Annotated in this window: 20 protein-coding genes; 15 read left to right on the plus strand and 5 right to left on the minus strand. The window is 60.1% G+C overall.

Going from position 1 to position 26,476, the window contains the following annotated elements:
- The first annotated feature begins 13 nt into the window (after positions 1-13).
- From F8N80_RS11675 to F8N80_RS11700, 6 genes are all read left to right on the plus strand, one after another.
- Positions 14-1,741: an autotransporter assembly complex protein TamA gene (locus tag F8N80_RS11675; protein ID WP_150747375.1), complete on the plus strand. Its 1,728-nt coding sequence runs from the start codon at positions 14-16 to the stop codon at positions 1,739-1,741.
- Complete coding sequence (locus F8N80_RS11680; protein WP_150783916.1) at positions 1,738-5,412, plus strand: translocation/assembly module TamB domain-containing protein; 3,675 nt, start codon at positions 1,738-1,740, stop codon at positions 5,410-5,412. The genes F8N80_RS11675 and F8N80_RS11680 overlap by 4 nt, the downstream gene beginning before the upstream one ends.
- Before the next feature lie 254 nt (positions 5,413-5,666).
- Entirely contained in the window at positions 5,667-6,140 is a 474-nt protein-coding gene (locus F8N80_RS11685) for a MarR family winged helix-turn-helix transcriptional regulator (protein WP_150747377.1), read from the plus strand.
- On the plus strand, positions 6,137-7,606 hold the full coding sequence (locus F8N80_RS11690) for an efflux transporter outer membrane subunit (protein ID WP_150783917.1): 1,470 nt from the start codon (positions 6,137-6,139) through the stop codon (positions 7,604-7,606). The genes F8N80_RS11685 and F8N80_RS11690 overlap by 4 nt, the downstream gene beginning before the upstream one ends.
- Positions 7,607-7,621: 15 nt before the next feature.
- Positions 7,622-8,824, plus strand: a complete 1,203-nt coding sequence (locus tag F8N80_RS11695; RefSeq protein ID WP_150783918.1) for an HlyD family secretion protein — start codon at positions 7,622-7,624, stop codon at positions 8,822-8,824.
- 155 nt (positions 8,825-8,979) lie between these two features.
- Complete coding sequence (locus F8N80_RS11700; protein WP_150783919.1) at positions 8,980-10,509, plus strand: DHA2 family efflux MFS transporter permease subunit; 1,530 nt, start codon at positions 8,980-8,982, stop codon at positions 10,507-10,509.
- A 126-nt stretch (positions 10,510-10,635) separates the two neighbouring features.
- On the opposite strand, the gene lpxH is transcribed toward F8N80_RS11700, so the two are convergent.
- Both lpxH and F8N80_RS11710 read right to left on the minus strand, forming a co-directional pair.
- Positions 10,636-11,388 carry a UDP-2,3-diacylglucosamine diphosphatase gene (gene lpxH, locus F8N80_RS11705; RefSeq protein WP_150746627.1) on the minus strand — a complete coding sequence of 251 codons (753 nt, stop codon included), beginning with the start codon at positions 11,386-11,388 and terminating at the stop codon, positions 10,636-10,638.
- Positions 11,385-11,888: a peptidylprolyl isomerase gene (locus F8N80_RS11710; protein WP_150746626.1), complete on the minus strand. Its 504-nt coding sequence runs from the start codon at positions 11,886-11,888 to the stop codon at positions 11,385-11,387. Before F8N80_RS11710 ends, lpxH begins: the two co-directional genes overlap by 4 nt.
- 279 nt (positions 11,889-12,167) lie before the next feature.
- Between F8N80_RS11710 and F8N80_RS11715 the strand changes: the two genes are divergently transcribed.
- Together F8N80_RS11715 and cysS are read left to right on the plus strand one after the other, a co-directional pair.
- Positions 12,168-13,865 (plus strand): glutamine--tRNA ligase/YqeY domain fusion protein, encoded by a 1,698-nt coding sequence (locus tag F8N80_RS11715; RefSeq protein ID WP_150746625.1) that lies wholly within the window; start codon positions 12,168-12,170, stop codon positions 13,863-13,865.
- A 15-nt stretch (positions 13,866-13,880) separates the two neighbouring features.
- Entirely contained in the window at positions 13,881-15,263 is a 1,383-nt protein-coding gene (gene cysS / locus F8N80_RS11720) for a cysteine--tRNA ligase (protein ID WP_150783920.1), read from the plus strand.
- A gap of 219 nt (positions 15,264-15,482) precedes the next feature.
- Here the strand turns inward: cysS and F8N80_RS11725 are convergent, their stop codons facing one another.
- Positions 15,483-17,315 carry a sigma-54-dependent Fis family transcriptional regulator gene (locus F8N80_RS11725; RefSeq protein ID WP_150783921.1) on the minus strand — a complete coding sequence of 611 codons (1,833 nt, stop codon included), beginning with the start codon at positions 17,313-17,315 and terminating at the stop codon, positions 15,483-15,485.
- A gap of 380 nt (positions 17,316-17,695) precedes the next feature.
- Between F8N80_RS11725 and F8N80_RS11730 the strand changes: the two genes are divergently transcribed.
- From F8N80_RS11730 to F8N80_RS11755, 6 genes are read left to right on the plus strand one after another with little or no spacing between them, the layout of a single operon-like run.
- On the plus strand, positions 17,696-18,790 hold the full coding sequence (locus F8N80_RS11730) for an ABC transporter ATP-binding protein (protein WP_150783922.1): 1,095 nt from the start codon (positions 17,696-17,698) through the stop codon (positions 18,788-18,790).
- Positions 18,790-19,887, plus strand: a complete 1,098-nt coding sequence (locus F8N80_RS11735; RefSeq protein ID WP_150783923.1) for an ABC transporter ATP-binding protein — start codon at positions 18,790-18,792, stop codon at positions 19,885-19,887. Before F8N80_RS11730 ends, F8N80_RS11735 begins: the two co-directional genes overlap by 1 nt.
- Positions 19,884-20,750 carry a carbohydrate ABC transporter permease gene (locus F8N80_RS11740; protein WP_150746620.1) on the plus strand — a complete coding sequence of 289 codons (867 nt, stop codon included), beginning with the start codon at positions 19,884-19,886 and terminating at the stop codon, positions 20,748-20,750. The genes F8N80_RS11735 and F8N80_RS11740 overlap by 4 nt, the downstream gene beginning before the upstream one ends.
- Positions 20,751-20,779: 29 nt before the next feature.
- Positions 20,780-21,574 (plus strand): carbohydrate ABC transporter permease, encoded by a 795-nt coding sequence (locus tag F8N80_RS11745; RefSeq protein WP_412071184.1) that lies wholly within the window; start codon positions 20,780-20,782, stop codon positions 21,572-21,574.
- 10 nt (positions 21,575-21,584) lie between these two features.
- Complete coding sequence (locus tag F8N80_RS11750) at positions 21,585-21,857, plus strand: DUF2160 domain-containing protein (RefSeq protein WP_150783924.1); 273 nt, start codon at positions 21,585-21,587, stop codon at positions 21,855-21,857.
- Between the two features lie 48 nt (positions 21,858-21,905).
- Complete coding sequence (locus F8N80_RS11755) at positions 21,906-23,648, plus strand: ABC transporter substrate-binding protein (RefSeq protein ID WP_150746618.1); 1,743 nt, start codon at positions 21,906-21,908, stop codon at positions 23,646-23,648.
- A 251-nt stretch (positions 23,649-23,899) separates the two neighbouring features.
- Here F8N80_RS11755 and F8N80_RS11760 read toward each other — a convergent pair whose 3' ends face one another.
- Together F8N80_RS11760 and F8N80_RS11765 are read right to left on the minus strand one after the other, a co-directional pair.
- Complete coding sequence (locus F8N80_RS11760; protein WP_150783925.1) at positions 23,900-24,085, minus strand: hypothetical protein; 186 nt, start codon at positions 24,083-24,085, stop codon at positions 23,900-23,902.
- 262 nt (positions 24,086-24,347) lie between these two features.
- Positions 24,348-24,710 carry a DUF6124 family protein gene (locus F8N80_RS11765; RefSeq protein WP_150783926.1) on the minus strand — a complete coding sequence of 121 codons (363 nt, stop codon included), beginning with the start codon at positions 24,708-24,710 and terminating at the stop codon, positions 24,348-24,350.
- 663 nt (positions 24,711-25,373) lie between these two features.
- Between F8N80_RS11765 and F8N80_RS11775 the strand changes: the two genes are divergently transcribed.
- Positions 25,374-26,456 carry a polymorphic toxin type 44 domain-containing protein gene (locus F8N80_RS11775; RefSeq protein WP_224790673.1) on the plus strand — a complete coding sequence of 361 codons (1,083 nt, stop codon included), beginning with the start codon at positions 25,374-25,376 and terminating at the stop codon, positions 26,454-26,456.
- Positions 26,457-26,476 lie beyond the last annotated feature (20 nt).

Here is a 26,476-nt window from a genome sequence, read left to right on the forward strand (position 1 = left end):
AGCATCCGCGCCTATGAAGTTTCCAGGAAGATTTACCAGCGGCGTGCTGATGCTGATCACCAGCTACGCGGCGCTGGCGCAAAGTGAATTGGATGTGCGGATCAAACCGTCCAACGATGAACTCAAAGCCAATATAGAGGGCTATATCGGCAGCCTCGGCGATCGCGACGAGGAAGCCTTGCTGCGCTTCAGTCGGGGCGCCGAGGAACAGGCGCGCAAGGCCGCCCAGGCCCTGGGTTATTACCAGCCGCAGATCGAAAGCGACGTGAAGGGCGGCAAGACGCCGCGCCTGGTGCTGAACATCGATCCCGGCGAGCCGGTGCATTTGCGCAACGTCACCGTGCGCGTCGAGGGTCCGGCCGCGTCCTTTAAATCCTTTCGTGTGCCCAAGAGCGCTGCGCTGAAAACCGGCGCGGTGCTTAACCACGGGCATTACGAAGACGCCAAGCGCCTGATCCAGAATCAGGCCTCGCGCTACGGTTTTTTCAGCGGACGCTTTACCAGCCAGAAACTGGCGGTAGACCCGCGAGCCGGCGTCGCCGACATCGAGTTGATCTACAACAGTGGTCCACGCTACTCCCTGGGCAAAGTCAGTTTCGAAGGCGATACCCCCTTCGACGAAGACCTGCTGCAGCGCATGGTGCCGTTCAAGGCGGGCGCACCCTATGACTCCGAACTGATCGCCGAACTCAATCAGGCCCTGCAATCGAGCGGTTATTTCGAAGGCGTGCGGGTCGATGCGGCGCCCACCGCGTCCAAGGACAATGTGATCCCGGTGGACGTCAAACTCGACACCCGCAAGCCGCGGACCATGGGTCTCGGCCTGGGCTACTCCACCGACGTCGGCCCACGGGTCAAGGCCAACTGGACCCGACATTGGGTCAACCCCCAGGGGCACAGCTACGGCTGGGAAACCGAAGTCTCGGCCCCACGGCAAAACGTCGGGCTGTTCTACGACGTTCCGCTGGACCCGCCGCTGACCGACAAACTGCGCTTCGCCGGCGGCTATCAATATGAAGAAATCGCCGATAAGGACAGCCTGAGCAAGCTGTTGACCCTCGGTCCCGAGTGGCACAGCAAGTTGCCCAGCGGCTGGCAACGGGTGGTGTCGCTCAAATGGCAACGGGAAGAATACCGACTCGGCGACGACTCGGGGCTCAGCACCTTGCTCATGCCCGGCGTCAGTTATTCCTATCTGAAAAGCGACAACCGCATCGACCCGCACAACGGCTATCGCCTGGCGTTCGAGACCAAAGTGGCCAAGGAAGGGCTGGGCTCGGATAACAACCTGCTGTACGGCACGGCGCTGGTGAAAGGCCTGACCACCGTCTTCGACAAACACCGCTTACTCGGTCGGGTGCAGGTCGGCGGCAGCGCCACCAACGGCTATAAATCGGTGCCGCCGTCACTGCGCTTCTTCGCCGGTGGCGATCAGAGCGTGCGCGGTTACGATTATCAGAGCCTGTCCCCGGAAAACTCCAAAGGCGACCGCATCGGTGGTCGTTACATGGTGGCCGGCAGCGTCGAGTATCAGTACGCCGTCGCCGAAAAATGGCGGGTGGCGACCTTCGTCGACCAGGGCAACTCCTTCAATACACTGGAACTGCCGAACCTCAAGACCGGCGTCGGTATCGGCGTGCGCTGGGTGTCGCCGGTGGGGCCGATCCGCCTCGACCTGGCTCACGCGATGAACGACGACGGCGGCATTCGACTGCACTTTTCCATGGGGCCCGAGCTGTGAAGCGTGGTTTGAAAGTAACATTGCTGGCGATTCTGGCGCTGCTGATGCTGGTCGTCCTGACGCTGGTCGCGGTGTTGGGCACGGCGACGGGCAGTCGCTGGGCACTCGGGTTTGTGCCAGGTCTGACCGTGGAGAATTTTCAGGGGCGACTGGGCGGGCAATGGAGCGCCGACCATCTGTTGTGGCAGCAGGACGGCAGCCGGGTTGAGCTGAGCCAGGCGATTTTCGCCTGGTCGCCGTGGTGCCTGGCGCGCATGACCCTGTGCATCGAGCAATTGCAGGCCGACCAGGTCAGCCTGCAATTCCCCCTGGGCGAGGAAGAGGAGAGCAGCGGCCCCATCACGCTCCCGGACCTGACATTGCCTCTGGCGATCGAGTTGGGCGATGTCCGGGTCGCCAGTCTGCTGTTCAATGGCAGCGAAGCGCTCAAGGGCCTGCAACTGGCGGCGCACTGGACCGAAAAAGGTTTGCAGATCGATTCCGTGCAACTGCAACGGGATGAACTGAGCCTGAATCTTTCCGGCCTGCTGCAACCCACCGGTAACTGGCCGCTCAAGGCCGAAGGCAAACTGACCCTGCCGTCGCCGGGCGCCGAGCCTTGGGCGCTGGCGCTGAAGGTCGACGGCGACCTGCTGAAAACCCTGAACCTGAAAGCCGACAGCAGCGGCTACCTGAACGGACAACTGACGGGAGAATTGCAACCCCTGGTGGAAAACCTGCCGGCCAAGGTGCGCATCACCGCCGACGGCTTCAAGGCCAGCGCCGACCTGCCGGACACCCTGCAACTCAATCAGCTGGAGCTCACCGGCGACGGCGACCTGAAACAGGGTTACCAGCTGCTCGGCAAGGCCACGCTGCCCGCCGAGCAAGGCCCGGTCGCTTTGTCGCTGCAAGGCAAGGTCGACGCCAATGGCGCGCAGATCGCCGGCCTGGACCTGACGGCCAACGACAAGCAGAGCCTCAAGCTCAGCGGGCAATTGGACTGGAGCAAAGGCCTGAACGCTGATGCGAAAATCGATTGGCTGGATTTCCCCTGGCACCGCCTCTATCCGCTGATCGATGAACCGCAAGTGGCGTTGCGCAGCTTCAACGGTGAAGTCTCCTACACCGACGGTAAATACCTCGGCAACTTCAAGGCGGCGCTGGATGGCCCGGCCGGAGCGTTCAGCCTGAACAGCCCATTCGCTGGCGACCTGACGAAAATCTACCTGCAACAAATCCAGCTCGAAGCGGGGCAGGGCAAGGCCCAGGGCCACCTGAACCTGCAATTCGCCGATGGCATTGCCTGGGATACCGCGCTGGACCTGTCGGCGATCAATCCGGCGTACTGGGTCGCGGAATTGCCGGGCACCCTGGCCGGGCCGTTACGCAGCAAAGGCGAGCTGAAGAACGAAAAACTCAGCCTGAATGCAGACCTGGATTTGAAGGGCAAGCTGCGCGGTCAACCGGCAGTGATCCAGGCCAAGGCCGATGGCGGCGGCGAGCAATGGAACCTCAGTGCGCTGCAGATTCGCCTGGGCGACAACAGCATCAACGGCAAGGGCAGCCTGCAACAGAAGCTCGCCGGCCAGATCGACATCAAGCTGCCGCGCCTGGCGCAGCTCTGGCCGCAATTGCGCGGTCAGCTCAACGGCCGGGTCGATGTCGCCGGCACGCTCAAGGCACCGCAAGGCAAACTCGGGCTGCAAGGTACGCAGCTGGCGTTCGAAGACAATCGCCTGCAAAGCCTGAACCTGGACGCGACGCTCGACAGCGCGCAACGGGCGAAAATCGATCTCAGGGGCAGCGGCATCCAGGCCGGCGACACCTCGCTGGGCACGCTGACCGCCAGTGGCCAGGGCGATATCAGGAAGCAGAAGCTGAACCTCGACCTGCAAGGGCCGAAGCTGAAACTGGCGCTGGGACTGGACGGTACGCTGGACCAGGGCAGCTGGCGCGGACGTCTGGCCAGTGGCGATATCCAGGCCGGTGGCCAGGATTGGAAGCTGCAAGGCCCGGCGAAGCTCGAACGGCTGGCCGACGGCAAGATCAACTTCGGCGCCCACTGCTGGATGTCCGGCCCCGCCAGCCTGTGCGGTGAAGACCAGCGCCTGATGCCGGAGCCGAAGTTGCGTTATCACCTCAAGCAATTCCCGATCGACAGCCTGGCGCAGTGGTTGCCGAAGGATTTTGCCTGGAAGGGCCGGCTCAACGCTGACCTGCAACTGGACATGCCCGCCAGCGGCCCGAACGGTCAGATCAGCATCGATGCCAGCGGCGGCACCCTGCGCGTGCGCGAGAAAGAGCAGTGGCTGGACTTCCCGTATCAGACCCTGAAACTCTCCAGCAAACTCACGCCGAAGCGCATCGACACCGACTTCAACTTCGTTGGCGGCAAGCTCGGCGAATTGATGGTACAGGCACAGATCAATCCGTTGCCCAAGGACAAGCCGCTGACCGGCTCTTTCCGTTTGAATGGACTGGACCTGTCCGTGGCGCGGCCATTTGTGCCCATGGTCGAGAAAATGACCGGGCGCTTGAATGGCAGCGGCACGATTTCCGGTGCATTGCTGGCGCCTCAAGTCAACGGCAGTCTGCTGCTCAGCGACGGCGAGATTTCCGGGCCTGAACTGCCGATGGACCTTGAAGCCTTGCAGGTACGGGCGCTGATTGCCGGCAACAGCGTGCAATTGGATGGCAGCTGGAAAAGCGGCAAGGCCGGGCAGGGCAGCTTGAATGGCGACATCGCCTGGGGCCAGGCGCTGGTGGTGGATCTGGTGCTCAAGGGCTCGCAGTTGCCGGTGACCGTCGAGCCATATGCCAAGCTGGAAATGGCGCCGGACCTGAAGATCTCGGTCAAGGACGACAAACTGTCGGTTGCCGGCAAAGTGCGGGTGCCCAAGGGTGAAATCATCGTGCGCGAGTTGCCGCCGTCGACGGTCAAGGTTTCCGATGACACGGTGATCATCGGCCAGCAGACCGAAGAGGGCAAACCGCCGATGGCCATGGCGATGGACATCGATGTGGTGGTGGGCGAAGACAAACTCAGCTTTGCCGGGTTTGGCCTGACCGCCAATCTGCAAGGGCATGTGCACATCGGCGACAACATGGACACCCGCGGCGAGCTCTGGCTCAACGACGGGCGTTACCGTGCCTACGGCCAGCGGTTGACGGTGCGCCGGGCACGCTTGCTGTTTGCCGGTCCTATCGATCAGCCCTACCTCGACATCGAAGCCATTCGCCAGACCAATGAAATCATCGCGGGTATTCGTCTCAGTGGCAGCGCCGAGCAACCGACCACGCAAATCTTCTCCGAGCCGGCCATGAGCCAGGAGCAGGCCTTGTCCTATCTGGTGCTGGGCCGTCCGATCAGTACCACGGGTGAAGACAACAACATGCTCGCCCAGGCCGCCCTTGGGTTGGGCTTGATGGGCAGTTCCGGTGTGACCGGCGGGTTGGCGAAGAACCTGGGCATCCAGGACTTCCAGCTCGATACCGAGGGTAGCGGCAACGAAACCAGCGTGGTGGCCAGCGGCAATATCTCGGAAAAACTCAGCCTGCGTTACGGGGTTGGCGTGTTTGAGCCCGCCAACACCATCGCCTTGCGTTACAAGCTGAGCAAGAAGGTTTACCTCGAAGCCGCGGGTGGCGTGGCCAGTTCGCTGGACATTTTCTACAAGCGGGATTTCTAAGCCCCGAGTCTCCTCCGGAACCGAGTCGCTCCCTTCGCGAGCAAGCCCGCTCCCACATTGATCGCATGCATATGCAGCGACTCGGTCGAATGTGGGAGCGGGCTTGCTCGCGAAGGCGTCGGCGTGGACGCCACATAATCCGGCGCCATTTATCAACAAAATAGCAAGCAACCTAACTATTACGTTGACATTCGCTGCCTAAGCAGTAACATCTCGACATACATTCTCTGCCTAGGCAGCTAATTGGTGGTCAGATGAAACATTTCACCCCGGACGAATTCCAGCATTGCCATCTCGGCCTCCTGCTCGGGCGCGCGGCGCTGCTCAAGGACCGGATCATCGACACCCACATGGAACCCCACGGCATCACTTCGGCGCAGTTCAAGGTGTTGATCATCATGGCCCAGTTCGGCGTCGATACCCCGGCCGAGCTCTGTCGTCACCTGTCCCTGGACAGCGGTTCGATGACGCGCATGCTCGACCGTCTGCAACAGAAAGGTTTCCTCGCCCGCCAGCGTTCCGAGGCGGACCGCCGCCAGGTGCAGTTGGTGCTGACTGAAGAGGGGCAGAAGCTCGCCGACCGCCTGCCACACATCGGCGCCGACGCCATGAATGAGCTGGCCGGCGCCATCACCCCGGAAGAACTGAACACCCTGGAACAGATCCTGAAGAAAATCCTGGTGGCAGCCGGCGACTCGATCACCCTGCTGCGGGTAGGTGACAAATGAACAGTAAAACCTTGCGCACCGGCCTCAGCCTGGTGCTGCTGGCCATGACCCTGGCCGGTTGCGCCAGCTACAGCGGCCTGAACACCGAAGGCGTCAGCCTCGAGGCGAAAAACCTCAAGGCCGGACAATCCCTCAGCGGCGTGACCCTGTCGCCGGCAGCCTGGCCGAAAAGCGACTGGTGGAAAAGCCTCGGCGACCCGCAGCTCGACGGGCTGATCCGCGAAGCCCTGCACGATAGCCCGGACATGCAAATCGCCGACGCCCGCGCCCATCAGGCCAGCGCCGCCGCTTACGCCGCCGACGCCGAGCGCATGCCCACCCTCGATGCCGGCGCCGGCGTCAGCCGCTCCCGCCTGGCGCGGGATCAGGATCCGAACGGTCAGGGTGATGCCTACTCCACCGTGCGCAACATCGGCGCCAGTTTCAATTACAACTTCGACCTCTGGGGCGGCCAGCGCGACGCCTGGGAAGCCGCACTGGGCCAGGCCCGTGCCGCCGAAGTGGACCGGCAGGCGGCGCAGTTGACGCTGGCGGCCGACGTCGCCCGCGCCTACAGCGATCTGGGGCAGGCGCACATCGTCCATGACCTGGCCAGCGAAGACCTCAAGCGCACCCGACAAATGCTCGACCTGAGCCAGCGGCGCTTGAGTTCGGGGATCGACAGTCAGTACCAGTTCCAGCAGACCGAAAGCCTGCAAGCTTCGTCGGAAGCCAGCCTGATCGACGCCGAAAAACGCCTGCAAAGCGCGAAAATCGCCTTGGCCGTGTTGCTCGGCAAAGGGCCTGATCGCGGGAATGACATCGCCCGGCCGAACATCCTCCAGGCCAGCGCCGTGGCACTGCCATCGGTGTTGCCGGCCGAGCTGCTCGGCCGGCGTCCGGACCTGGTGGCGGCGCGCTGGCGGGTCGAGGCGGCGAGCAAGAACATCGACGCCGGCAAAACCCGCTTCTACCCCAACCTCAACCTGAGCGCCGCAGCCGGTGCCGAGTCGTTGCTGGGCGATGCGATGTTCGGCTCCGCCAGTCGTTTCTTCAACATTGCGCCGACGATCTCCGTGCCGATTTTCGACGGCGGTCGCCTGCGTGCCGACCTCGATGCCCGCGACGCCGATTACGACCTTGCGGTCGCGCAGTACAACAAAAGCCTGGTCAAAGCCCTGGGCGATGTCAGCGACACCATCAACCAGTTGCGCGATATCGGCCGGCAGATCGGCGCCCAGCAACACGCCACCGACATTGCCCAGCAGTCATACGACACCGTGGTCCAGCGCTACGGTTCCGGCATCGGCAACTATCTGGACGTGCTCAGCATCGAGCAGCAATTGCTCCAGGCCCAGCGTCAGCTGGCCAGCCTGAATGCCGAGCAGATCGACCTGTCGATCCAACTGATGCAGGCCCTGGGGGGCGGTTTTCAGGGCGAGACCCTGACCGCAGCCAACCCGACCCCAGCCACGCAGCATAACTAATTCAAGGTACTCGTCATGGCTACTGCCGATACAACTCAAGCCCCTGACACCCCGCAAGACACGAACAATCAACGCAAGCGCAAAGTCATGCTGGTGGTACTGGCGCTGGTGGTGATACTCAGCGGCCTCGGCGCCTGGGGTTATCACCAGTTTTACGGGCGCTGGAACGAAAGCACCGACGACGCCTATGTGAACGGCAACGTGGTGGAAATCACCCCGCTGGTCACCGGCACCGTGGTCAGCATCGGCGCCGACGATGGCGACCTGGTACATGAAGGCCAGGTGCTGATCAACTTCGACCCGAACGATGCCGAAGTCGGCCTGCAAAGTGCCCAAGCCAACCTGGCCCGCACCGTGCGCCAGGTGCGCGGCTTGTACAGCAACGTCGACGGCATGAAAGCCCAGGTCAATGCGCAGCAGGCCGAAGTGCAAAAGGCCCAGGACAACTTCAACCGCCGCAAGAATCTGGCGGCCGGCGGGGCGATTTCCCAGGAAGAGCTGTCCCACGCTCGTGACGACCTGAGCTCGGCGCAAAACGCCCTGGCCAACGCCAGGCAGCAGCTGAAAACCACCAGCGCCTTGGTGGATGACACCGTGGTGTCGTCGCATCCGGATGTGATGTCTGCTGCCGCGCAATTGCGTCAGGCCTATCTGAACAATGCACGCAGCACCTTGATCGCACCGGTCACCGGCTACGTCGCCAAGCGCACCGTGCAGCTCGGTCAGCGGGTGCAGCCGGGGACGGCGCTGATGGCGGTGATCCCGCTGGACCAGCTGTGGATCGACGCCAACTTCAAGGAAACCCAGCTGCGTGACATGCGCATCGGCCAGCCGGTGGACATCGAGGCCGACCTGTACGGCAGCGACGTGAAATACAGCGGCACCATCGACAGCCTCGGCGCCGGCACCGGCAGTGCCTTTGCCCTGTTGCCGGCGCAGAACGCCACCGGTAACTGGATCAAGATCGTCCAGCGGGTGCCGGTGCGGATCCACATCAACGCGCAAGAGTTGGCCAGGCACCCGTTGCGTGTTGGCCTCTCGACCCGCGTCGATGTGAACCTGCATGACCAGAGTGGCCCGGTGCTGGCGCAACAGCCGCCGCAGAAGGCTTCGTTCAGCACCAGCGTCTACGACCGTCAATTGGTCGAGGCCGACGCGATGATCGCCCGGTTGATTCACGACAACAGCGCTGCGGTCAGCAAGACCGCGCAACGCTGACACCCCACCCTGTGGGAGCGGGCTTGCTCGCGAAGGCGGTGGTTCAGTCAACAGAGATGCTGAATAGAGAACCGCCTTCGCGAGCAAGCCCGCTCCCACAAGGTCAGCGGCGTCTTTAACAGGCGCAGCGCCCATCAGGTTTCAAAGGATTCGCGATGAGCAACGACGCATCTTTCACGCCGCCCAGCCTGCTGCTCAGCACCATCGGCCTGTCGCTGGCGACTTTCATGCAGGTGCTCGACACCACCATCGCCAACGTGGCGTTGCCGACCATTTCCGGCAACCTCGGGGTGAGTTCGGAGCAGGGCACCTGGGTCATCACCTCGTTCGCAGTGAGCAACGCGATTGCGCTGCCATTGACCGGTTGGCTCAGCCGGCGCTTCGGTGAAGTGAAGCTGTTTCTCTGGGCGACCATTCTGTTCGTGCTGGCCTCGTTTCTCTGCGGTATTTCGACTTCCATGCCTGAATTGATCGGCTTTCGGGTGCTGCAAGGCCTGGTGGCCGGCCCGTTGTATCCAATGACCCAGACGCTGCTGATTGCGGTCTATCCGCCGGCAAGGCGCGGCATGGCCTTGGCGTTGCTGGCGATGGTCACGGTGGTGGCGCCGATTGCCGGGCCGATTCTCGGGGGCTGGATCACCGACAGCTACAGCTGGCCGTGGATCTTCTTCATCAACGTGCCGATCGGGATTTTTGCGGTGATGGTGGTGCGCCAGCAACTCAAGGCGCGTCCGGTGGTGACCAGTTATCAGCCGATGGATTACGTCGGGTTGATCACGCTGATCATCGGCGTCGGCGCGTTGCAGGTGATCCTCGACAAGGGCAACGACCTGGACTGGTTCGAGTCGAACTTCATCATCATTGGCGCGGCCATTTCGGTGATTGCGCTGGCGGTGTTCGTGATCTGGGAAATGACCGACAAGCACCCGGTGGTCAACCTGCGGCTGTTCGCCTATCGCAACTTCCGTATCGGCACCATTGTGCTGGTGGCCGGGTATGCCGGGTTCTTCGGGATCAACCTGATCCTGCCGCAATGGTTGCAGACCCAGATGGGTTATACCGCGACCTGGGCCGGTCTGGCGGTGGCACCGATCGGGATTCTGCCGGTGCTGATGTCGCCGTTTGTCGGCAAGTACGCGCACAAGTTCGATCTGCGCTTGCTCGCCGGACTGGCGTTCCTGGCCATCGGCTTGAGCTGCTTCATGCGTGCCGGGTTCACCAATGAAGTGGACTTCCAGCACATTGCCCTGGTGCAACTGTTCATGGGCATCGGTGTGGCGCTGTTTTTCATGCCGACCTTGAGCATTCTGATGTCGGACCTGCCGCCGAGCCAGATTGCCGACGGCGCGGGCCTGGCGACCTTCCTGCGCACGTTGGGCGGCAGTTTTGCGGCGTCGCTGACCACCTGGATCTGGATTCGCCGGGCGGATCAGCATCATGCCTATATGAGCGAAAGCATCAGTACCTATGAGCCGGCGACACGGGATGCGCTCAATGCCCTGGGCGGGGCGAGCAATCAGGCCTATGCGCAGCTGGATCATGTGCTGACCAGCCAGGCGTACATGCTCTCCACCGTGGATTACTTCACGTTGCTGGGGTGGGCATTCATGGGCCTGATTGTATTGGTGTGGCTGGCGAAGCCGCCGTTTGCAGCGAAGGCGGGGCCGGCTGCCTCCGGCCACTAATCCAACCACAAAACCCATGTGGGAGCGGGCTTGCTCGCGAAGGCGGTGTGTCATTCAACATTGATGTCGACTGAACCACCGCTTTCGCGAGCAAGCCCGCTCCCACATGGGTTATGTGTTCGGCAGTTAGATTGTGGGGGCCGCCAATTGCGGCGGCGGGGCGAAATCGAACGGCGCCAGCGCAAACCCATGCTCATCCACCTGCAAAGCCCAGCCCTGACGATCCCAATCCCCCAACACAATGCGCCTGGCCGCCTGCTCGCCAATCTGCAACTTGTGGATGGCGGGGCGATGGGTATGGCCATGGATCAAGGTTTTCACCCCATATTCCTGCATGATCCGCGGCACTTCTTGCGGCGTGACGTCGACGATGTCATTGGCCTTCATCCGCACCTGGGCCGTGCTTTCGCTGCGCAGCTTGCGCGCCAGTTTGTGCCGGGTGCTCAGGGGCAGGTGGCGGAGGATGAACAGGGTGATGGGATTGCGCAGGTAGCGACGCAGCTTCATATAGCCGACATCGCGGGTGCAGAGGCTGTCGCCGTGCATCAGCAGCACCGGCTCGCCGTAAAACTGCACGACACTCGGGTCCTTCAATAATGTGCAGCCAGCCTGTTTGCAAAAGGCCTTGCCGAGCATGAAGTCGCGATTGCCGTGCATCAAAAAAATCGCCGTGCCGCTGTCGCTGAGGTCACGCAGGGCCTGGCAGATGGAACGCTGGAACGGCGTCATGGCATCGTCGCCAATCCACGCCTCGAAAAAGTCGCCCAGGATGTACAACGCACTCGCCGAGCGGGCGCGCCCGGCGAGCAAATCCAGAAACGCCCGGGTAATGTCCGGGCGCTCCTCTTCCAGATGCAAGTCTGAAATCAGCAGTATCACCCAATGATCTCGGCTTTCTCGATGATCACGTCTTCTGCTGGCACGTCCTGGTGGCCGGACTTCATGGTGGTGGAAACACCTTTGATCTTGTCCACTACGTCGGTGCCGGCAACGACTTTGGCGAATACCGCGTAGCCCCAGCCCTGAGTGGTCTTGGCGCTGTGGTTGAGGAAGCTGTTGTCAGCCACGTTGATGAAGAACTGGGCGGAAGCCGAATGCGGCTCCATGGTGCGCGCCATGGCCACGGTGTACTTGTCGTTCGGCAGGCCGTTGTCGGCTTCGTTCTGGATGCTTGGACGCTTGTCTTTCTTTTCTTTCATGCCTGGCTCGAAACCGCCGCCCTGGATCATGAAGTTACCGATGACGCGGTGGAAAACAGTGTTTTCGTAGTGACCGGCTTTTACGTACTCGATGAAGTTGGCAACGGTCAGCGGTGCCTTTTCAGCGTTCAGTTCCAGGACGATGTCGCCATGGTTGGTGGTCAGTTTGACTTGGGTCATGATCGTGAACTCTTTTTGGGAGATGCGTTTTCAGGGAATTCGTGGGTTCAGGGGCGTTACAGCCCTCAACCGGTCCGGCCAATGTTGGCCAAGGTGCGCAGTTTAGCGTGCCGAGCGCGAATTTCGAGGCCGTTTTTCATTTGCATCCGATTAAATGCAGCCGTTTTCGGGCCTGCTCTGTCAGCGACTTGACGGCATCGGCTATGATAAGCCCCTTTGATTTATAACAGCCGCTTTGATTTGGCCAACTGGCCGCGCACTTGTACGTTCAAGGATCCTATGAGCAAGCCCACTGTCGACCCTACCTCGAATTCCAAGACCGGCCCTGCCGTGCCGGTCAATTTCCTGCGCCCGATCATCCAGGCGGACCTGGACTCGGGTAAGCACACGCAGATCGTCACCCGTTTCCCGCCTGAGCCCAACGGCTACCTGCACATCGGTCACGCCAAGTCGATTTGCGTGAACTTCGGTCTGGCCCAGGAATTTGGTGGCGTCACGCACCTGCGTTTCGACGACACCAACCCGGCCAAGGAAGACCAGGAATACATCGACGCGATCGAAAGCGACGTCAAATGGCTGGGCTTCGAATGGTCCGGCGAAGTGCGCTACGCCTCGCAGTATTTCGACCAGTTGCACGACTGGGCCGTCGAGCTGATCAAGGCCGGCAAGGCCTACGTCGATGACCTGAGCCCGGAACAGGCCAAGGAATACCGTGGCAGCCTGACCGAGCCGGGCAAGAACAGCCCGTTCCGTGATCGCTCCGTGGAAGAGAACCTGGACTGGTTCGCCCGCATGAAGGCCGGTGAATTCAAGGATGGCGCACGGGTGCTACGGGCCAAGATCGACATGGCCTCGCCGAACATGAACCTGCGCGACCCGATCATGTATCGCATTCGTCACGCGCACCACCACCAGACCGGCGACAAGTGGTGCATCTACCCGAACTACGACTTCACCCACGGTCAGTCGGACGCCATCGAAGGCATCACCCACTCGATCTGCACCCTGGAGTTCGAAAGCCACCGTCCGCTGTACGAGTGGTTCCTCGAGAACCTGCCCGTGCCGGCGCAGCCGCGTCAGTACGAGTTCAGCCGCCTGAACCTGAACTACACGATCACCAGCAAGCGCAAGCTCAAGCAGCTGGTGGACGAGAAACACGTCAATGGCTGGGACGATCCGCGCATGTCCACGCTGTCGGGCTTCCGCCGCCGTGGCTACACGCCGAAATCGATCCGCAACTTCTGCGAAATGGTCGGCACCAACCGTTCCGACGGCGTGGTCGACTTCGGCATGCTGGAATTCAGCATCCGCGACGACCTCGACCACAGCGCCCCGCGTGCCATGTGCGTATTGCGTCCGCTGAAAGTCGTGATCACCAACTACCCGGAAGGCCAGGTCGAGAACCTCGAACTGCCGTGCCACCCGAAAGAAGACATGGGTGTGCGCGTGCTGCCGTTCGCCCGTGAGCTCTACATCGACCGTGAAGATTTCATGGAAGAGCCGCCAAAAGGCTACAAGCGCCTGGAGCCGAATGGCGAAGTGCGTCTGCGCGGCAGCTACGTGATTCGCGCCGACGAAGCGATCAAGGACGCCGATGGCAACATCGTCGAACTGCGTTGCTCCTACGATCCGCAAACCCTGGGCAAGAATCCTGAAGGCCGCAAGGTCAAAGGCGTGGTGCACTGGGTGCCGGCCGCGGCCAGCGTCGAATGCGAAGTGCGTCTGTACGATCGCCTGTTCCGTTCGGCCAACCCTGAGAAAGCCGAAGACAGCGCCGGTTTCCTGGACAACATCAACCCTGACTCGCTGCAGGTCCTCACCGGTTGTCGTGCCGAGCCAACGCTGGGCAATGCACAGCCGGAAGACCGTTTCCAGTTCGAGCGCGAAGGCTACTTCTGCGCGGATATCAAGGACTCGAAACCCGGTCGTCCGGTGTTCAACCGTACCGTGACCTTGCGTGATTCGTGGGGCCAGTGATTCAAGGATACTGACGTGCTTTCTATCTACAACACGCTCACCAAGAGCAAAGAAGTCTTCAAGCCGCTGGATGGCAACAAGGTGCGCATGTACGTCTGCGGGATGACCGTGTACGACTACTGCCACCTGGGCCATGGTCGCAGCATGGTCGCGTTCGACCTGGTGACCCGCTGGTTGCGGTTCAGCGGCTACGACCTGACTTATGTGCGCAACATCACCGACATTGACGACAAGATCATCAATCGGGCCAACGAGAACGGCGAGTCGTTCGAAGCCTTGACCGAGCGCATGATCGCGGCGATGCACGAAGACGAAGCGCGCCTGAACATCCAGAAGCCAGACATGGAGCCGCGCGCCACCGGGCATATCCCCGGCATGCACGCGATGATCCAGACCCTGATCGACAAGGGTTACGCCTACGCCCCGGGCAATGGCGACGTGTACTACCGCGTCGCCAAATTCATGGGCTATGGCAAGCTGTCGCGCAAGAAGATCGAAGACCTGCGCATTGGCGCGCGGATCGAAGTCGACGAGTCCAAGCAGGACCCGCTGGACTTCGTGCTGTGGAAAGGCGCCAAGCCGGGCGAGCCGAGCTGGCCATCGCCGTGGGGCGACGGTCGTCCGGGCTGGCACATCGAGTGCTCGGTGATGTCGACCTGCTGCCTCGGCGAGACCTTCGACATTCATGGCGGCGGTAGTGACCTCGAGTTCCCGCACCACGAAAACGAAATCGCCCAGAGCGAAGCGGCCACCGGCAAGACCTACGCCAACGCGTGGATGCATTGCGGCATGATTCGCATCAACGGCGAGAAGATGTCCAAGTCCTTGAACAACTTCTTCACCATTCGCGACGTGCTGGAAAAGTACCACCCGGAAGTCGTGCGTTACCTGCTGGTGTCGAGCCACTACCGCAGCGCGATCAACTATTCGGAAGACAACCTCAAGGACGCCAAAGGCGCACTCGAGCGTTTCTACCATGCGTTGAAAGGTCTGCCGAGCGTGGCGCCGGCCGGTGGCGAAGCCTTTGTCGAGCGCTTCACCCAGGTGATGAACGACGACTTCGGCACGCCGGAAGCCTGCGCGGTGCTGTTCGAGATGGTGCGTGAGATCAACCGCCTGCGCGAGAGCGATCTCGAGGCAGCGGCGGGTCTGGCGGCGCGCTTGAAGGAACTGGCCAGTGTGTTGGGTGTGTTGCAGCTTGAGGCTGATGACTTCCTGCAAGCGGGTGCCGAAGGGCGGGTTGATGCGGCTGAAGTCGATGCGCTGATTGCCGCGCGTCTGGCGGCTCGTGCGGGTAAAGACTGGGCCGAATCCGACCGTATCCGCGACCAGCTGACCGCCATGGGCGTGGTGCTGGAAGACGGGAAGGGCGGGACGACCTGGCGTCTGGCTGACTGATTGCTGTGTTTGCTACAAAACAAAACCCGCCTTGTGCGGGTTTTTGTTTTTGGGTATGGCAACGAATGCTGTATCGACAATACTGACGCCTTCGCGAGCAAGCCCGCTCCCACATTTGATCGACGGTGTAGTTGAATTTTATTTACGACACAAATCCCCTGTGGGAGCGGGCTTGCTCGCGAAGGTCTCAAGCCGAACACGGCACCTGCGGTTCTCTCGTCACTCAGCCTGGCGCAACCGCTTGTAAAGGGTATTGCGGCTTACCCCGAGCCTGCGGGCCAAATGCGAGATATTCCCCCCCACCGCCTGCAACTGCCGATTCAACTCCTCCACATCATTCAAATCCAACGCCAAGGGTTCCTCCACCTCGACCGGCTCCATCTCCAGATCCACAAAAAAATCATCTGGCAAATGCTCCAGCCGCACCGGCTGCTCTTCGGCCATGGCCAGAGCCACCTGAATCACGCTACTGACCTGCCTCAGATTCCCCGGCCACGGATGGCGGCCGAACAACTCCAGCACTTCACGACTCAATCCGGCCCACTGTGACGGCTCACGATGCTGCTCCCACATGCGCTTGAACAGTGCCTGCTTGTCGCTGCGTTCGCGCAGGGGAGGCAGTTCCAGGGTCAAGCCGCCTATCCGGTAATAAAGGTCTTCACGAAACCGCCCCAACTGAACCTGCTCGCGCAACGAGCGGTTGGTCGCCGAGATGATTCGAATGTCCACCGGGAACAGCTCGCTGCTGCCCACCGGTTGCACGCAACGCTCCTGCAACACCCTTAGTAGCCGAGCCTGGGTCGGCAACGGCATGTCACCGATTTCATCGAGAAACAGGGTGCCTTTATCCGCCTTGCGAATCAGCCCGATGCTCCCTTTCTGATTGGCCCCGGTGAACGCGCCTTTCTCGTAGCCAAACAGCTCGGACTCCACCAATTCGGCGGGGATCGCCGCACAATTAACCGCAATGAACGATTGTTTGCTGCGTGAGCTGGCCTGATGCAGGGCTTTGACGAAGACTTCCTTGCCGACGCCGGTTTCCCCATGGATCAACAGTGGAATGTCCTTTTCCAACAAGCGCTCGGCCTGGCGCACGGCTTTTTCCACGCGGCTGTCGCCGAAATGCAGGGTGTTCAGGCTGATCGCTGGGGGGGCCGTCACCGCCGGTTCAGCAACCAGCGGCGCCTGGACAGGTGCTTGCTTCGGCCGTTTCAACAGGCACTGAAAGCGGTTGCGTCCGGAGGCTTGCAGCGCAAAGGGTAATCCTTCGGGCTGGTTAAGCAGCTCCGATAGCGAGACCTTGAACAGGCTTTCGACACTGACCCGCGACAGGCTGATGCCCAGCAGGTTGTCCGCCCGGCGATTGGCGGACAGCACCTGACCGCTTTCATCGAAAATCAACAGCCCGGCCCATTGGCTGTCGAGATTGTTCAACCCGGTGTTGAAAGTCAGTTGAAAGTGCTGGCCATGGAACAGATTAAGGATCAGCCGGTTCTCCACGGTCTGGCTCATCATCTTGACCATGCCGAGGGTGTGGGACGGCGGCAGGTAGCTGTCGCTGGAGACATCGAGTACCGCGATCACCTTGCGTTCGGCATCGAAAATCGGCGCGGCGGAACCGGTCATGAAGCGGTTGGCCTTCAGGAAGTGTTCATCGTGCTCGATATGCACCGCCTGCTCGCAGGCCAGCGCGGTGCCGATCGCATTGGTGCCGCTGCAGCGTTCCATCCAGCTGGCGCCGGCGCTGAAGCCGCGGGTCAGTCTGGGCTCGATAAAACGCTGGATACCCCAGGATGTCAGCACCTGGCCCTGATTGTCGGCGAGCATGATCAGGCAATTGGAATTGCTCAGGATGTTCTCGTAATACGGCAGGACTTCCTGATGGGTGGTCTGCACCAGTGACTGCTGGCTCTCCAGCAACCGGGCGATGCCCTCGGGCAGCAGCTGATCGAACGCAGGGGCGCTCTGATGATCGAGACCGAACGCGCGGCAACGGGACCAGGAGTCCCGGATGATGGCGTCATGGGAGAGCGGCAGGGCAGGTGCGGCCATGGCAGTCGATCTCTGAGCAAAGCTTTTATTGTTTTTATGGGTGTCGCAAGACGTTTGGCGCGCCGCGGATATCGCGCCGAAAACAATACCCGTAGGAGCCAGGCTTGCCGGCGAAGGCGTCATCGAAATCGCCTTCGCCGGCAAGCCTGGCTCCTACAGGGATCGCGAAACGGTCCATAGAGTGTTGTTCACTATTGTTCAATGTCAACCGCCACAGTGTTCAAATGTTCAGTCGCGGTTGTTCATTTCTGTTCAGCAACGAACGCAATTTTTTTCCTCTTTGAGGAATTTTCAAGCCGGATCAAAGGCTTGAATTTTCTGGCACAAATATCGCTCAGTCGCTCAGGCCGCTTGACTCCAATAATAAAAAAGGCCGAGCCATGTCATTAACCCTGGAGCACGTCAGCCGTACCGTCGAGGGCCAGACCTGGATCGACGATGCCAACCTGAGTTTCGAACCCGGATCCTTCAACGTTTTGCTCGGCCGCACCCTGTCCGGCAAAACCAGCCTCATGCGCCTGATGGCCGGCCTGGACAAGCCCGACAGCGGTCGCATCCTGATGAATGGCGTCGACGTCACCCAGCGCCCGGTGCGCCTGCGCAATGTGTCGATGGTCTATCAGCAGTTCATCAATTACCCGACCATGACGGTGTTCGAGAACATTGCGTCGCCGTTGCGCCAGGGCGGTGTTTCCAATGAGCTGATCCAGAGCAAAGTGCTGGAAACCGCGAAGATGCTGCGCATCGAAAAATTCCTCCAGCGCTATCCGCTGGAGCTCTCCGGTGGCCAGCAACAGCGCACGGCCATGGCCCGGGCGTTGGTCAAGGACGCCGAGCTGATCCTGTTCGACGAGCCGTTGGTCAACCTCGACTACAAATTGCGCGAAGAACTGCGTCAGGAGATGCGCGAGCTGTTCAAGGCGCATCACACCATCGCCATCTACGCCACCACCGAACCCAACGAAGCCCTGGCCCTGGGCGGAACCACGACCATTCTCCATGAAGGCCGGGTGATCCAGAGTGGCAAGTCATCCACGGTGTATCACCAGCCGCAAACCGTGCTGGCCGCCGAATTATTCAGCGAGCCGCCGATCAACCTGATGCCCGGCCGTATCGCCGGCAACGAAGTGAGTTTCGCCAATTTCGTGCACTTTCCATTGAACGTGGATCTGCGGCCGGTGGGCGAGGGCGAGTTCCGCTTCGGCGTGCGGCCAAGCCACATTTCGCTGGTGCCCAGCAACGATGACGATCTGGAACTGGCGGTGACCGTCGAAGTGGCGGAGATCAGCGGTTCGGAAACTTTCCTGCACGTGCGCAACGAGCATTTCCTGCTGGTGCTGCACCTGCCCGGGGTCCATGAATACGATGTCGACGCGCCCATTCGCATCTACATACCGACCCATAAACTGTTTGTGTTCGATACGCAGGGGCGGCTGGTCCAGGCGCCCGGTCGCCGTATCGCGAGGGTTGCCTGATGGCCGAAATCCGCTTGCAGAACCTTGCCCACAGCTATACCCGCACGCCGACCGGCCCTGACGATTACGCGATCCGCGAGATGGACCACGTCTGGGAGCAGGGCGGTGCCTACGCCTTGCTCGGGCCTTCGGGCTGCGGCAAGTCGACCTTGCTCAACATCATTTCCGGCCTGCTCAGTCCGTCCCAGGGCCAGGTGCTGTTCGACAACAAGGTCGTCAACGCGCTGACCCCGGAGAAGCGCAATATCGCCCAGGTTTTCCAGTTCCCGGTGGTCTACGACACCATGACGGTGTACGACAACCTGGCCTTCCCGCTGCGCAACCAGGGCATGGCCGAGGCGAAGATTCACAGCAAGGTGCAGGACATTGCTGAAGTCCTCGACCTCCAGGCACTGCTGAGCAAGAAGGCGCGCAACCTCACCGCCGATGAAAAACAGAAAGTCTCCATGGGCCGGGGACTGGTGCGCGATGACGTGTCGGCGATTCTGTTCGACGAGCCGCTGACGGTGATCGACCCGCACCTGAAGTGGAAACTGCGGCGCAAGCTCAAGCAGATCCACGAGCAATTCAACATCACCATGGTCTACGTCACCCACGATCAACTGGAGGCCTCGACCTTTGCCGACAAAATTGCGGTGATGTACGGCGGGCAGATCGTGCAGTTCGGCACGCCGCGGGAACTGTTCGAACGCCCGAGCCACACCTTTGTCGGCTATTTCATCGGCAGCCCGGGCATGAACCTGATCGAGGTGCAGCCGCAACCTGGCGGCGTCGGGTTCGCCTCGACTCACTTGCCGCTGTCCGCTGCACAGCAACTGCGCATCGCCGAGTCCGAGTGGCAAACCCTGAAGGTCGGCATCCGTCCGGAGTTCGTCCATGTGTGGGACGAACCCTTTGATGACGCGCTGCGGGCCCAAGTCGTACACGTCGAAGACCTGGGCACCTACAAGATCGTGACCCTGGACCTCGACGGCGCACCACTGAAAGTGCGCCTGGCCGAAGACAAGCCGGTGCCCGAAGGTACGGCATACATCAGCTTCCCGGCGCAATGGTTGATGGTGTATGCCGATGACTATCTGCTGGAGGCGCAGCCATGAACAAGGTGTACAACAACAAGGCCTGGTGGCTGGTGTTGCCGGTGTTTTTGCTGGTGGCGTTCAGTGCGGTGATCCCGATGATGACCGTGGTCAATTACTCGGTGCAGGACATCTTCGACCAGTCCAGCCGCTACTTCGTCGGCGCCGACTGGTACCGGCAGGTGCTGCTCGATCCGCGCCTGCACGACTCGCTGCTGCGCCAGTTCATCTACTCCGGGTGCGTGCTGCTGATCGAAATCCCGCTGGGCATCGCCATCGCCCTGACCATGCCGACCAAGGGGCGCTGGTCGTCGCTGGTGCTGATCATCCTGGCGATTCCGCTGCTGATTCCGTGGAACGTGGTCGGTACCATCTGGCAGATCTTCGGCCGGGCGGACATCGGCCTGCTCGGTTCGAGCCTCAATGCCATGGGCATCAGCTACAACTATGCTGCCAACACCATGGACGCCTGGGTCACGGTGCTGGTGATGGACGTCTGGCATTGGACGTCGTTGGTGGCGCTGCTGTGTTTCTCCGGCCTGCGGGCGATTCCGGACGTGTACTACCAAGCGGCGCGGATCGACCGGGCCTCGGCCTGGGCGGTGTTCCGGCACATCCAGTTGCCCAAACTCAAGAGCGTGCTGCTGATCGCGGTGATGCTGCGGTTCATGGACAGCTTCATGATCTACACCGAGCCGTTCGTACTCACGGGGGGAGGGCCGGGGAATGCCACCACCTTCTTGAGTCAGACGTTGACGCAGATGGCCGTAGGGCAATTCGACCTGGGCCCGGCAGCGGCGTTCTCGCTGGTGTACTTCCTGATCATCCTGTTGGTGTCCTGGCTGTTCTATACCGCCATGACTCACGCTGACGCCAACCGTTGAGGTCTGCCATGAGCAAGCGTCTTATCCCTATGAAGAAAGTTATCCCCCTGCTGATTTACATCCTGTTCCTGCTGGTACCGATCTACTGGCTGCTGAACATGTCCTTCAAGAGCAACGGCGAAATCCTCGGTGGCCTGACGCTGTTTCCCCAGGACTTTACCTTCGCCAACTACAAGGTGATCTTCACCGACCCGAGCTGGTACACCGGTTACCTCAACTCGCTGTACTACGTGAGCCTGAATACGGTGATCTCGCTGAGCGTAGCGCTGCCGGCGGCTTATGCGTTCTCGCGTTATCGTTTCCTCGGCGACAAGCACCTGTTCTTCTGGCTGCTGACCAACCGCATGGCACCGCCGGCGGTCTTTCTGCTGCCGTTCTTCCAGCTGTATTCCTCGATCGGTCTGTTCGATACGCACATCGCGGTGGCGTTGGCCCATTGTCTGTTCAACGTGCCGTTGGCGGTGTGGATTCTCGAAGGCTTCATGTCCGGCGTGCCCAAGGAGATCGACGAAACCGCCTACATCGACGGTTACAGTTTCCCCAAGTTCTTCGTCAAGATTTTCGTCCCGCTGATCGGCTCCGGGATCGGTGTCACGGCGTTTTTCTGCTTCATGTTTTCCTGGGTCGAGCTGCTGCTGGCGCGCACCCTGACCTCGGTGAACGCCAAGCCCATCGCCGCTGTGATGACGCGCACGGTCTCGGCGTCTGGTATCGACTGGGGCGTGCTGGCAGCGGCGGGGGTGTTGACCATCCTGCCGGGCATGCTGGTGATCTGGTTTGTTCGCAACCACGTGGCCAAGGGCTTTGCCCTGGGCCGGGTATGAGGAACTGATGATGGAATGGATGAGCTGGACCGTCCCCACCGCGGCGTTCTTCTGCGCCATTGCCTTGATCCTGGTGGGCATGACGACCTGGGAATTACGCTCGCCGAGTGTCCCTCGGCGTGGTTTCTTGCCGATCGCCACCACCCGTGGCGACCGGTTGTTTATCGGTCTTCTCGGCAGCGCCTACCTGCATTTGCTGGTCATCGGCGCAACCGACTGGAGCATCTGGGTCGCGTTCGCGGTGTCCCTGGTGTGGCTGTTGGCTGTGATGCGCTGGGGCTAGTCGAAATCGATCGGCAATGTTGCTCCGAAACTTAAACAGGAGGTCTCTATGTTCGACAAAAACAATAAGCTGCGACATAGCGTTTCATTGGCAGCCATGCTGGCATTCAGCGGGTTGAGCGCTGCGGCCTGGGCCGATGCCTATGAAGACGCGGCCAAAAAATGGATTGGCAGCGAGTTCAAACCGTCCACCCTCACGCCAGAGCAGCAGCTCGCGGAGTTGAAGTGGTTCATCAAGGCCTCCGAGCCGTTTCGCGGGATGAACATCAAGGTGGTCTCGGAAACCATCGCGACCCACGAATATGAATCAAAAGTGCTGGCCAAGGCCTTTACCGAGATCACCGGGATCAAGCTGACCCACGACTTGTTGCAAGAAGGCGACGTGGTGGAAAAGCTGCAGACCCAGATGCAATCGGACAAGAACATCTATGACGGCTGGGTCAACGACTCGGACCTGATCGGTACGCACTTTCGCTATGGCAAGACCGAATCGATCACCGATCTGATGGCCAACGAAGGCAAGGCCTACACCTCGCCGACCCTCGACATCAAAGACTTCATCGGTATCTCCTTCACCACCGCGCCGGACGGCAAGATCTATCAACTGCCTGACCAGCAATTCGCCAACCTCTACTGGTTCCGCGCCGACTGGTTCGAGCGGGCGGATCTGAAGGCGAAATTCAAGGAAAAGTACGGCTACGAATTGGGTGTGCCGGTGAACTGGTCGGCCTATGAAGACATTGCCAAATTCTTCAGCGAGGACGTCAAGGAAATCGACGGCAAACGCATCTACGGGCACATGGACTATGGCAAGAAAGACCCGTCCCTGGGCTGGCGCTTCACCGATGCCTGGTTCTCCATGGCCGGTGCCGGCGACAAGGGCATCCCCAACGGCTTGCCGGTGGACGAGTGGGGCATTCGCGTTGAGGACTGCCATCCGGTCGGTTCCAGCATTACCCGCGGTGGCGACACCAACGGCCCGGCGGCGGTCTATGCCACCACCAAATACGTCGACTGGCTGAAGAAATATGCCCCGCCGGAAGCGGCGGGCATGACCTTCTCCGAATCCGGCCCGGTGCCGTCCCAAGGCAACATCGCCCAGCAGATCTTCTGGTACACCGCGTTTACCGCCGACATGACCAAACCGGGCCTGCCGGTGATGAACACCGACGGCACACCGAAATGGCGCATGGCGCCATCGCCGAAGGGGCCGTATTGGGAAGAGGGCATGAAACTCGGTTATCAGGACGCCGGTTCCTGGACCTTCCTCAAGTCCACGCCTGAGAAGCAAAGACTGGCGGCCTGGCTGTACGCACAGTTCGTGACCTCGAAAACCGTGTCCCTGAAGAAAACCATCGTCGGCCTGACCCCGATCCGCGAATCCGACATCAACTCCCAAGCCATGACCGACCTGGCACCGAAACTCGGTGGCCTGGTGGAGTTCTACCGCAGCCCGGCCCGCGTGCAATGGACCCCGACCGGGACCAACGTGCCGGACTATCCGCGCCTGGCCCAACTGTGGTGGAGCCACATTGCCGAAGCCGCCAGTGGCGAGAAGACCCCGCAACAGGCGCTGGACGGCCTGGCCAAGGATCAGGACGCGATCATGACCCGTCTGGAGCGTTCGAAGGCACAAGCCACCTGCGCACCGAAAATGAATCCTGAGCGGGATGCGCAGTATTGGTTCGATCAGCCAGGTGCACCGAAGCCGAAACTGGCGAACGAGAAGCCCAAGGGGGAGACCGTGAGCTATGCCGAACTGCTGAAGTCGTGGGAGGCGGCGCGTAAGTAAACGGCTGGACCTTGAAATACGAACGGCACCGTAAGGTGCCGTTTTTGTTAGTGCCTGTCTCATCGCCATCGCGGGCAAGCCCGCTCCCACAGGGATCTGTGGTGTACGCACCTAGTGTGACGGACGCAAAACGTGTGGGAGCGGGCTTGCCCGCGAAGGGGCCATGCCAGACGGCCAGCTTTTCCAGCCGAACAAACATCTGTCAGAAACGCTGCTCGCTGAGTTGGCTAACCGCCTGTGGAACAGAAATCTTATTCGTGGGTGCCTTCGAAATCATCATGTATGTCATCAGGCAGGGGCGCGTCGAAGTCTTCGGGAAGCACCAGTTTTACTTTCATTGCTCCAATGCGTTGGTAACTGGGTTCAGCATCACTCAGACGCTCAGCAGCCAAGGCTTCAAAGCCCTCTACCAGCTCGGAGAATATGTCACGTTTCATTGTTCGTTCTCGCGTTGATTTCTTTATCCAGGAGCTTTTCAAAGTCGATTGGACGGGAAGGCTCAAGGTGTAGACCATCGCTTACAGGCTTGGAACCAGCTATTGGATAGCCTGTCGGAACGTCGCTGGCAGGGCCTTGGTTGCTTACGCTCGGAGGCACAGCCTGTAGATGTCAGCGCTCCAACCACCATTGGCGGGGTACAAACTAGTCCGCCAATGGTGCGTTGCGACTTACAGTCAGCCGAAGCCACTGCGGCCGGGACTATTCAAGTGGGTCAAGCCGATCCAGCGCCCGGTTCACCGCCAGCTCACCCAGCATGATGACTTGCGCTATGCCCATTAGGGTATTGCGCCTTGGCCCATCCGTGTGGTCCGCCAAATCCATCGTCATGACATTGGCCGAGGCCAGCGACTCGCAAGCATGGGCCAGCAGGGTTTCGGTATCGAGTTCCGGGTTGACGATGAACATGGTGCCGGGAGTGCGTGGGTTGTCCATGATGGGGACGTCCGGCTTTAGGTGATAGTCGAGGGTGCACTCGGCGGCGTCGTGAAGTTTTTTTGATTCGAGGGTTTCGTACGGGGATGCCGGATCGCTGTCCAGCGGATTGGGTGTGACCTTGAACATAGATGAACTCCGATGCTATTTAAAAGGAATCACATCCTCGCTACCAAACGAAGGCGGTGACCATACGAAGGTTGGTAGACCGGGCATCGTAACCGGCGCCCCCGAGGGAGCCCTGCGCATGGCCACCATAAAAACACCGCCCAAACATTGGACAGTAAAGGGTGACGCTATGCGTCGATGCTACGGGTCTACCAAACCCGATCACTGCTTTTCAGTGACCGGCAAACGATAGAACCCGTGCCCAAGACGCACAAGCCGGCGGATTCTGTCTTACCTGTAGGTAACGCCGCAAGGTGTTGTGGCTTTTCACGAAGTAGTTTTCGAAGAGATTAAACAGACGTGTTTAAATTTATTTGAGCGCCGCGCAGGTCAGTAGGGTTTTCACACAGCCCGGGAAGACATCGTTGTTTAGTCTATCCATTGGGCTGCGCTCGCTCGTGCAAGAAACACCGCAGACACCACTCTCATATTTCACGAAAACTTACATTTTTGAAACTTCCGCTGTAGGAAATTGGCTGTTTGTTATTGCGAAAATTCCTATTCGTTCATTTGGCTATGCCATTGGATTGCTTTCAGCACGCCTTCCACCGTCTTATTCGTTGTCGCCCAATATTCGGTCGAAAACATCGCGGACTCAGTCGCATAAAATGGAGAAGTACATCAATGAATGAAGGTTATTTCATTGGCTTGAATGACAAGACCACCTGCGGTGGCAAAGTCCTGGATGGTGATACCAGAGTCATGATGTATGGCCTCGCTCATGCTCGCGAAGGCGATCGGGTCACTTGTGGAAAGGACGGCGAGACTTATCGAATCGTCGGTGGTGTCTCGCACATAATCAGTCATGGCAAGCACGTGGCTGGCACGCTGGACAGCTACAGCAATTGTCCCTGTAAAGCACAACTGATCCCTTCGGTATTCACGGCTATCTATCAGAATGAAGCACGTCCTGCGACACGTGCTTCCAGGGCCGCCGCCCCACCTGCAACCCAAACTTATAACAGGTTTACTACGGAACCCCTGATGGCTGATCCGAAACCTGCAGCGAAGATCTGGGTCTCTCCCGTCGATCCGGCTTCCTGCAATCACCCGGACCGAATGGAAGAACTAGCCTCCTACATCGCCGACGAGATGAACCGTAACATCACCCACCCTTCGGTTCTGAAAATGAGAGAGCTGAACAGCTACGATCCGGAGGCTGAAACAAATAAATACATGCAAATCCCGTTTTATCTCCGACTAGGCCATCAACCCAACTTCCACGCCATAGCCCTTGTCAAGCAAGCCGAGGCGTTTGCGCTGTGGACAGAGCGGGTTGGTCAGAATCGGCCTTGGGATCATAAGCCGAAGATAAAAACCAAGTTTGGGGGGGATGTTCGCCACAAACAGGGAAAATATGACTATTTTTACGATATTTGGTCGAATATTCATTATGGATATGTAGGAATGGCTGCGGGTTTTTCGGAACAGGTGTTATTGGATGGCGCAGGTGCCGAGCAGATCGTTTCCGACGCAGTACGTAAGCTTCAAGATTGGGAAAATAGGCCCGGGCCTCATCGCTCAGAGGACATAGAGGGATTAAGGGCGTGGGATGACATACCGAACAGGAAGTCCATTGCTATTGGCGTCAACCTCTTCAATACTTATTCAGCCCGTGGAGTCAGCACCAAGACTATTATGGATGAAGTGCTTGCGGGTGATCCGTCTGATTGGGGGGAAGGTATAAGTGTCCACAAATGCGGATAAAAGGTGCCGTTTTTATCTCA

The sequence above is a fragment of the Pseudomonas fluorescens genome (assembly GCF_902497995.1).
In the GTDB taxonomy this organism is placed as follows: Bacteria; Pseudomonadota; Gammaproteobacteria; order Pseudomonadales; family Pseudomonadaceae; genus Aquipseudomonas; species Aquipseudomonas fluorescens_BK.

Excerpts from the sequence above, each read along its gene's own strand:
- F8N80_RS11735 (WP_150783923.1), top strand. The coding sequence starts at position 18,790 with ATGGCCGAAATCCGCTTGCAGAACCTTGCCCACAGCTATACCCGCACG.
- F8N80_RS11700 (WP_150783919.1), top strand. The coding sequence starts at position 8,980 with ATGAGCAACGACGCATCTTTCACGCCGCCCAGCCTGCTGCTCAGCACC.
- F8N80_RS11715 (WP_150746625.1), top strand. The coding sequence starts at position 12,168 with ATGAGCAAGCCCACTGTCGACCCTACCTCGAATTCCAAGACCGGCCCT.
- F8N80_RS11760 (WP_150783925.1), bottom strand. The coding sequence starts at position 24,085 with ATGAAACGTGACATATTCTCCGAGCTGGTAGAGGGCTTTGAAGCCTTG.
- F8N80_RS11725 (WP_150783921.1), bottom strand. The coding sequence starts at position 17,315 with ATGGCCGCACCTGCCCTGCCGCTCTCCCATGACGCCATCATCCGGGAC.
- F8N80_RS11730 (WP_150783922.1), top strand. The coding sequence starts at position 17,696 with ATGTCATTAACCCTGGAGCACGTCAGCCGTACCGTCGAGGGCCAGACC.
- F8N80_RS11765 (WP_150783926.1), bottom strand. The coding sequence starts at position 24,710 with ATGTTCAAGGTCACACCCAATCCGCTGGACAGCGATCCGGCATCCCCG.
- F8N80_RS11755 (WP_150746618.1), top strand. The coding sequence starts at position 21,906 with ATGTTCGACAAAAACAATAAGCTGCGACATAGCGTTTCATTGGCAGCC.
- F8N80_RS11675 (WP_150747375.1), top strand. The coding sequence starts at position 14 with ATGAAGTTTCCAGGAAGATTTACCAGCGGCGTGCTGATGCTGATCACC.
- F8N80_RS11710 (WP_150746626.1), bottom strand. The coding sequence starts at position 11,888 with ATGACCCAAGTCAAACTGACCACCAACCATGGCGACATCGTCCTGGAA.
- F8N80_RS11745 (WP_412071184.1), top strand. The coding sequence starts at position 20,780 with ATGAAGAAAGTTATCCCCCTGCTGATTTACATCCTGTTCCTGCTGGTA.
- F8N80_RS11695 (WP_150783918.1), top strand. The coding sequence starts at position 7,622 with ATGGCTACTGCCGATACAACTCAAGCCCCTGACACCCCGCAAGACACG.
- F8N80_RS11685 (WP_150747377.1), top strand. The coding sequence starts at position 5,667 with ATGAAACATTTCACCCCGGACGAATTCCAGCATTGCCATCTCGGCCTC.
- F8N80_RS11740 (WP_150746620.1), top strand. The coding sequence starts at position 19,884 with ATGAACAAGGTGTACAACAACAAGGCCTGGTGGCTGGTGTTGCCGGTG.
- F8N80_RS11750 (WP_150783924.1), top strand. The coding sequence starts at position 21,585 with ATGGAATGGATGAGCTGGACCGTCCCCACCGCGGCGTTCTTCTGCGCC.
- F8N80_RS11690 (WP_150783917.1), top strand. The coding sequence starts at position 6,137 with ATGAACAGTAAAACCTTGCGCACCGGCCTCAGCCTGGTGCTGCTGGCC.
- F8N80_RS11775 (WP_224790673.1), top strand. The coding sequence starts at position 25,374 with ATGAATGAAGGTTATTTCATTGGCTTGAATGACAAGACCACCTGCGGT.